This window comes from Stieleria mannarensis (assembly GCF_014154935.1).
In the GTDB taxonomy this organism is placed as follows: domain Bacteria; phylum Planctomycetota; class Planctomycetia; order Pirellulales; family Pirellulaceae; genus Stieleria; species Stieleria mannarensis.
In genome coordinates, this window is sequence record NZ_JACEHH010000065.1 from 33,225 (window position 1) to 40,188 (window position 6,964).

The window sequence follows — 6,964 nt, forward strand, 5'->3', positions numbered from 1 at the left end:
TCCCGCTGCCTCGTGATGTCAATTCGCGTCTCCGGCAACCCACTATAGTGATTGCCGTCCGACACGCCTGCGGGAAAACGCTGGTTTCGAACGCCAGAAACCGCCGCGGTGGTCCCACACGTTTCAGCCTATGCCCGATTCCTTTTCTGTTCTAGACACCCACACAGGCGGTGAGATCACACGCATCGTGTCGGCGGCCGATCTGCAGCTTTGCGACCGCGCTCCCGAGCACTGGCTGCAACAATTGCGCGGGCCCTTCGACTGGGTTCGCACGGCGCTGACCCGCGAGCCGCGTGGGACCGAGTATGCCGTCGGAGCGGTGGTCGCGCCGCCGGACGACGTGTCGCGGACCGGATGCATCGTGTTTTTTAACAACGTCGGCTACCTGGGCATGTGTGGGCACGGGTTGATCGGAGTCGTCGAAGCGCTCCGCTATCAGGGAGCGATTTTGCCGGGCACCTATCAATTCGCGACCCCGGCCGGAATCGTCCAGGCAACCCTGTTACCGAATCACGACGTCCGATTCACCGGTGTCCCCAGCCGACGTTTCCGCCAGGACGTGTCGCTGGAATGTCGTGACGGTCGCCGTGTGTCCGGCGACATTGCCTATGGCGGAAACTGGTTCTATCTGACGCATGACACATCGGTTCACAGCGGAACGGTCGCAGAACTGATGGACCGCACCCAACAGATTCGCGACGCGTTGGACCGACACCAGATCCGCGGCGAGAACGGGGCGGTCATCGATCACGTCGAATTGTATGATTCGCTTTCCGCCGCAACGGATCAACACGAGCCCGAAGCGGTCGGGTGTCGCAATTTCGTCTTGTGCCCCGGCGGTCACTACGATCGCTCGCCCTGTGGCACCGGCACGTCGGCCAAACTGGCTTGTCTGGCCGCTGATGGAACGCTGCAATCCGGAGTCGAGTGGATTCAGGAATCGATCACCGGCAGCCGGTTCGTCGCGACCTACGAACCGGTGGCGGACCCGCATGAAGGGGATCACGTTCGCGTCACGATCCGAGGGCGAGCCCACGTGATCGCCGAAACGCGTCAAGTGTTTGACCCCGATGATGACTTGCGGTTTGGGATCGGAGCATCAAACCCATGAGCACGCGAGCGGATGTGATTGTCATCGGCGGCGGCATCATCGGGTGTTGGACGGCATGGCACCTGACGAAAGCCGGATGCGCGGTCACGCTGTTGGAGCGAGATCGGATCGGCAGCGGAGCGTCCAGTGGCAACTGCGGTTACATTTGCCCCAGCCATGTGCATCCACTCTGTGCCCCCGGAGCGGTGGCCAATGGAATCCGCATGATGGCGCGATCCGGTGGGGCGTTGTCGATCACGCCGCGTTGGGACCCGACGTTGTGGTGGTGGCTGGCTCGTTTTGGGAAACATTGCAACGCGAACGATTTTCAACACGCATCGGCCGCCCGTCACGCGTTGCTGAAATCGTCGCGGGGCCAATACCAGACGTTTGCCGATCGCAACGCGGCGAAAATCAAGTGGCAGCAGCGTGGGTTGTTGTTGGTGTATCGATCGGTTCGCGATTTCGAAGCCTATGAAGAGGCTGCGGCACAGTTGCGGCGCGACTTCGGGCTTCGTCTGGATCGGTATGACGGTGACGACGTGTTGCAGCTGGAATCGACGCTGCGGGAATCGTTGGCCGGCGGTTGGCATTTTCCCGACGACGCGCATCTGTCTCCCAGCGAGTTGCTCGCGCAGCTGCGTCGTGAGATCGAGCACGGCGGCGGGATGATCCGCGAGCAGACGGAGATCGCGTCGATGCAGTTCAGCGGCGCCGCATTGGCGTCGGTCACGACAACGCAGGGCGAACTCGTCTCGGCCGATGCCTTCGTCCTGGCAACCGGCGCGGAGGCTTCGAAATGGGGCAGGGAACTCGGCTGTCGCATTCCCGTGATCCCCGGCAAGGGCTATTCGGTCACCTACGCCGACGCGACCGGGATGCCCGAGACGCCGCTGATCTTCGAGGACGACCATGTCGCGGTGACGCCGCTGGGGGATTCGTTTCGGATCGGTTCGACGATGCAGTTGACCGGGTTTGATCGGTCGATCCCGGTATCGCGGATCGACCTGCTCAAGCGTTCGGCGCGGCGGCACCTGCGAGTGGAACTGCCCGAGGCGGCCGAGCAACCGTGGGCCGGTTGGCGGCCGATGATGCCCGACGGATTGCCTTGCATCGGCGCCTCGCCGCGGGCGGGCAACGCATGGGTTGCCGCCGGCAACGGAATGATCGGCATCGCGACCGGTCCGGCGACCGGGCAGTTGGCTTCCGAACTGGTGCTCGGGCGAACGCCGCACGTTGATCCGTCGCCGTATCGCGTCGATCGTTTTTAACGGTCACAATGACGACTTTCACATCCATCACTCTTTTGACACCCGACGACTTTCCCAGGAACTGAAAAAAGCGATGACCACAGCAACCCCATCGGCCTCGGACATTGACGATCGTGTGTTTCGCGGTTGTCTGCCGGCGATCATGACCCCGATCGGCGATGACGGCCGACCAGACTTTGACGCCATGGTGCGTCACGCATCCAATCTGGTCGATGCCGGAATGACGGGCGTCGTGTATTGTGGGTCGATGGGCGATTGGCCGTTGCTGACCGATGACCAGCGTCGCGAAGGCGTCGCCCGTTTGGTCGGCGCGGGGCTGAAGGTGGTCGTGGGGACGGGATCGCAAAGTCCGATGGTTGCCGCCGAACATGCCGCTCACGCCGCCCAGGTCGGTGCCGCCGGTTTGATGGTGATCCCACGCTTGCTTTCACGCGGCATTTCCGAAGCCGCACAGGCGGACCATTTTGCCCGCGTGCTCTCTGCCGCCCCGCAATTGCCGGCGGTCATCTACAACAGCCCCTACTACGGATACCAAACCAAAGCGGGACTTTACGGACAGCTCCGTCGCGACTATCCGAATCTGGTCGGGTTCAAAGAGTTCGGCGGCGCCGAATCCCTTCAATACGCCGCCGAACACATCACATCGTCCGATGACGGCGGGTTGCTGTTGGTCGGCGTCGACACGCAGGTGTATTTCGGATTCGTGCGTTGTGGTGCACAGGGCGCGATCACCGGAATCGGGAACTGTTTGCCCAGCCAAGTGTTGCACTTGGTCGACCTGTGCCGCCGCGCTGCCGAAGGCGATTGCGAAGCACGGCGGTACGCGCAAGAATTGGACGAAGCCTTGGCGGTGTTGTCCAAATACGACGAAGGCCCCGATCTGACGCTGTATTATCGTCTGATCGCTTCGGAAACCATCGATCCGATCTATCGCCGACCCGCACTGGAAACCGACCACTTGAGTTCGTCGCAAGAACGCTATGCCCTCGACCAATTACGGCTGTTCCAAGCCTGGTGGGAAAACTGGCCCGGACGGTAAGGCGGGATCGGCATTCTGTCGTCTATCGCAACTCAATTTCTTGAGTGCCGATGCGTCTGGAGAGTCGCCGTGTTCTCCGAACTCGGCGAGCGCGTAAAAGCGAAGCTATGCCCCGCGCCGACCTCGGAGAGGACGGCGACTGTCCGGGCCAATCGAAGACGAAGCTACCGTCGCCCTGCGAACCAGCGTTGCCACTGCTGCCAGTCCTTGCCGAACGATTGGCCGGTGATCAATTCAAGTCGTTGGCCGATCAGGCCGGATCGGTCGCCGCGAACGCGCCCGCCCAACTCGATCAAATAACGCGGATCGTTCAGCCAGCCGGTCGATTCGATCAGCCGGTCCAATTCGAGGAATCGCTCACCCGATTGCTTTCGCAGCTCTGCCAGCCGCGCGGTCGCTTCGGCCGACCGGCCGTCCTCGTCGCTGGTCCCAAGCAGCAACGTCGAATAGGTTTCGACGTTGTCGGACAACTCGCGGTAGGCCTTTTGGCGGTCGGAAAAATTGCCGCTGTCGATTTGAGTGACCAGCTGGTCGAATCGTTGTTGGGTTGGCCGGTCGACGCCCTTGATTTGATCCAGGAGTCGGGATACCAGCGGGCGATCAAACCGTTGCAGCGGCGTTTGGACACCGCAATGCCGGAGCCGTGCGAACAATTCGCTTTCAACGCGATCGGGGTGGTCGGCGTACAGCTTGGCAAGCGAGCTCGCTTTTTCGCTGATCACCTCGTCGCCGATACTGACCCAGCGGACCGAGCCATCGGCATATTGATCGAGCAACAGAATGTGTTCTCCGATCAGACTGACACGCAAGCGTTGGTCGTTTTCACTACGGATCAGCAACGTCCGACTGGGGCCGGAATCCTCGCGGAGGGTGAACTCTCGTTTCTGCGGTGAAATGTCGATCGATGCTTCGATGTCGCCGACGGTGAACCGGCTGCGCGCCGAAGTGCCACTGGTCGAATACGAGCGGCTGGGCGGTTTCCCGTTGGCGGCGATGTGCTGCAAGTCCTGGAACAACAGAATCGCTCGCGGGGTGTCGAACAAACGCCGATTGCGCTGGGCGACGATGCGATCCTCCTCGGGAACTTCGACGCCACGCTTTTTCAGTTCGCTGTGGATTTGCCGCTGAACTGTTTCCAGATCAAAACCGGCAAACGGGATTTCCCAGTGCGTTTCATCCCAGTTCAGGCGGCCGTCGCGCCAGCGGAGTCCGATCAGATTGCTGACTGGTTCCCGGAGCGTTTGGATCGGACCGTTGGGGAACCTGCCATCACCGGCGGCCGGGGCGGGAATCGGGGGCGCGTTCCGATCCGAGGCGGGACGACTGGGATGCACGAAATAAAAGTTGTAGTGCAGTTGGCTGTTCGTGATCCTTTGCCGAGAGAGCAGTGACAGTCGCCGCGTGATCGCCTGAAAACGCTTCATCAGATTCGCGTCACGCATCACGCTGCGGTGCTCGCCGAGCAGCTTGTGCGTTTGCGTCGTCAGCTTGCGGCTGTCAAAACCGGGTTGACCGATTTGCGATCCGGTTCGTTTGAGTTGCCACAGGAGTAGTGCAAGGTGTTGTCGCCGGGCCGTCAAATCCTTGCGGCGTCTGTTGCCGCCGGCGGTCTCCGATTCATCCAGCCTTTCCAGTGCATCCTGGTTGGCAAAGTATTCTCGCTCCAGTTCCTGGACATACTGTTTTAATTCCGCGGTTCCGTATTCACCGTATCGCTCTTGTTCGACGATCTGGGCCTCGATGTCATCGAGCGCGGCGATGAACTTGGCCTTGGACTTGGCGTCATTGTCTTTGGCGTCATTGTCTGTTGGTTGATCGTTCCTCCTCTCATTGGCCGGTTTGGCTGGCAGCTGTACCTGAGCGGCGAGCGGTCGGGACCAGGCAACGCCGGTCACCAACAGGACGACGAACGCCCACGTCCTGATCAGTCGTATCGCGGTTCGATGGAACATCGCCGTCACCCTCGAGAAAGAAAAGCCGCTGGTCTGGATGCCGCGACCGGTTCGGATCATGCGATTCATTGTAACGCTAGTGCTTGGGTTTCATCAGACAATGAAAACCGAAACAGGGTTCTTCGGTGTCGCGTTCGGCTTCGGCGGCGGTCAAGATCTCTTGGACCTGCGCCATCCGTTCGGGGTCCAGAGCCACCGAAATGACACGTTGCTGGCCGTCCGCCCCGAGTGCGACGGTGGTCAACACTGCGACCGTGTCTTGGTGCTGGAGCGCCTGGATGATGTGCTGTCCGACCTGCGCTTCGGGATTGCGGATGGTCGTGACGAATTGGGCGATCGCCTCCTTTCGCTCTTCGCACGATGACACCTGATTGGGCAGACTGGTCGTCTCCTGGTGATCGTGATTGTCGGACGATGGGCTCATGCAGCAATTCCGTTCGTGAAAAGTCTCAGGTTTCGGGCCAAAACAGGCTGGGTTTCAATGATAGTGCAGATCGAGCGGTAAAGTGGCGATTTAAACCAGATCCTGTGCGCCCCGAATTCGTTCCTTTTGGGACTATTCCCTCTTCAACTTCGTATGGCAAAACTCTCACTCGACCAACAAGGCAAAACGATGACCAACATTCCCCCGCCCGAAGGAATCCATCACCATGAGCGGGTCGTCGACGCGATTCCCGGTTGGGGACCGTTGCTATTTGGCATCGGTCTGATCGTCGCGGCCCCCTGTTGTATCGTCGCCGGGGCGATCAACGCACCCTTCGCACCGATCCTGATCCCGGCGGGCGTGTTGATGTTGATCACCGGGATCGTCACGCTGTTCGGGTTGATGGCCATCGCGCCGAACAACTCCCGAGTCCTGCTGCTGTTCGGCCAATACAAAGGCACGGTCAAACGATCGGGGTTCGTTTGGGTGAATCCCTTCTATCGAAAAATGAAAGTCAGCTTACGTGTTCGCAATTTCGAAACCGGTTCGTCGACCAAACCGGAAACGAAAAACAAGGAAGGCGTTGTGACGCAGGCAAAGACGCGGACGCCGGGAAAGCCCTCGAAGGTCAATGACCGCGATGGGAACCCGATTGAAATCTCCGCAGTGGTGGTGTGGAAGGTCGTCGACACGGCAGAAGCGTTGTTCGAAGTCGATGATTTTGAGAACTTTGTCGAAGTCCAGAGCGAGGCCGCGCTACGGAGTTTGGCGACACGGTACCCGTACGACAGTCGCGACGACGAACAGTCCTTGCGCGGCAGCACCGATGAAATCTGTGACCGGCTGCGCGAAGACATCCAGGATCGGTTGGAGAAGGCTGGGGTGCAAGTCTTGGAGGCGCGGATCAGCCACTTGGCTTATGCGCCGGAGATCGCTGCCGCGATGCTGCAGCGACAACAAGCCTCCGCCGTCGTTGCGGCTCGGACCAAGATCGTCGACGGTGCGGTTGGGATGGTGGAGATGGCGCTGGAGCATCTCAACCGCGACAACATCGTCCAGCTCGATGCGGCCCAGCGGGCGACGCTCGTTTCCAATCTGCTGGTCGTCTTGTGCAGCGACCGTCACACCCAACCGGTCGTGCAGACCGGAGCGTGATGGACGCGGGGTAACCCCCTGGGCCGCTCGCTC

General features: G+C 60.6%; 6 protein-coding genes. 4 read left to right on the plus strand and 2 right to left on the minus strand.

The window, feature by feature from the left end; all coding sequences use genetic code 11:
- Positions 1-130: 130 nt before the first annotated feature.
- The 3 genes from H1B37_RS29155 to H1B37_RS29165 all read left to right on the plus strand — a co-directional run bounded on the left by H1B37_RS29155 (position 131) and on the right by H1B37_RS29165 (position 3,400).
- Positions 131-1,111: a proline racemase family protein gene (locus tag H1B37_RS29155; RefSeq protein ID WP_182870811.1), complete on the plus strand. Its 981-nt coding sequence runs from the start codon at positions 131-133 to the stop codon at positions 1,109-1,111.
- Positions 1,108-2,361 (plus strand): NAD(P)/FAD-dependent oxidoreductase, encoded by a 1,254-nt coding sequence (locus H1B37_RS29160; RefSeq protein WP_182870812.1) that lies wholly within the window; start codon positions 1,108-1,110, stop codon positions 2,359-2,361. Before H1B37_RS29155 ends, H1B37_RS29160 begins: the two co-directional genes overlap by 4 nt.
- Before the next feature lie 73 nt (positions 2,362-2,434).
- Entirely contained in the window at positions 2,435-3,400 is a 966-nt protein-coding gene (locus tag H1B37_RS29165; RefSeq protein WP_182870813.1) for a dihydrodipicolinate synthase family protein, read from the plus strand.
- 164 nt (positions 3,401-3,564) lie between these two features.
- On the opposite strand, the gene H1B37_RS29170 is transcribed toward H1B37_RS29165, so the two are convergent.
- Positions 3,565-5,412, minus strand: coding sequence for a hypothetical protein (locus H1B37_RS29170; protein WP_182870814.1), 1,848 nt, complete (start codon positions 5,410-5,412; stop codon positions 3,565-3,567).
- A 16-nt stretch (positions 5,413-5,428) separates the two neighbouring features.
- Complete coding sequence (locus H1B37_RS29175; protein ID WP_182870815.1) at positions 5,429-5,776, minus strand: hypothetical protein; 348 nt, start codon at positions 5,774-5,776, stop codon at positions 5,429-5,431.
- A 153-nt stretch (positions 5,777-5,929) separates the two neighbouring features.
- Here H1B37_RS29175 and H1B37_RS29180 point away from each other — a divergent pair, with 153 nt between their 5' ends.
- Positions 5,930-6,931, plus strand: coding sequence for an SPFH domain-containing protein (locus H1B37_RS29180; RefSeq protein WP_286178334.1), 1,002 nt, complete (start codon positions 5,930-5,932; stop codon positions 6,929-6,931).
- Positions 6,932-6,964: the final 33 nt, after the last annotated feature.

Excerpts from the sequence above, each read along its gene's own strand:
- H1B37_RS29180 (WP_286178334.1), top strand. The coding sequence starts at position 5,930 with ATGGCAAAACTCTCACTCGACCAACAAGGCAAAACGATGACCAACATT.
- H1B37_RS29170 (WP_182870814.1), bottom strand. The coding sequence starts at position 5,412 with ATGATCCGAACCGGTCGCGGCATCCAGACCAGCGGCTTTTCTTTCTCG.
- H1B37_RS29165 (WP_182870813.1), top strand. The coding sequence starts at position 2,435 with ATGACCACAGCAACCCCATCGGCCTCGGACATTGACGATCGTGTGTTT.
- H1B37_RS29155 (WP_182870811.1), top strand. The coding sequence starts at position 131 with ATGCCCGATTCCTTTTCTGTTCTAGACACCCACACAGGCGGTGAGATC.
- H1B37_RS29160 (WP_182870812.1), top strand. The coding sequence starts at position 1,108 with ATGAGCACGCGAGCGGATGTGATTGTCATCGGCGGCGGCATCATCGGG.
- H1B37_RS29175 (WP_182870815.1), bottom strand. The coding sequence starts at position 5,776 with ATGAGCCCATCGTCCGACAATCACGATCACCAGGAGACGACCAGTCTG.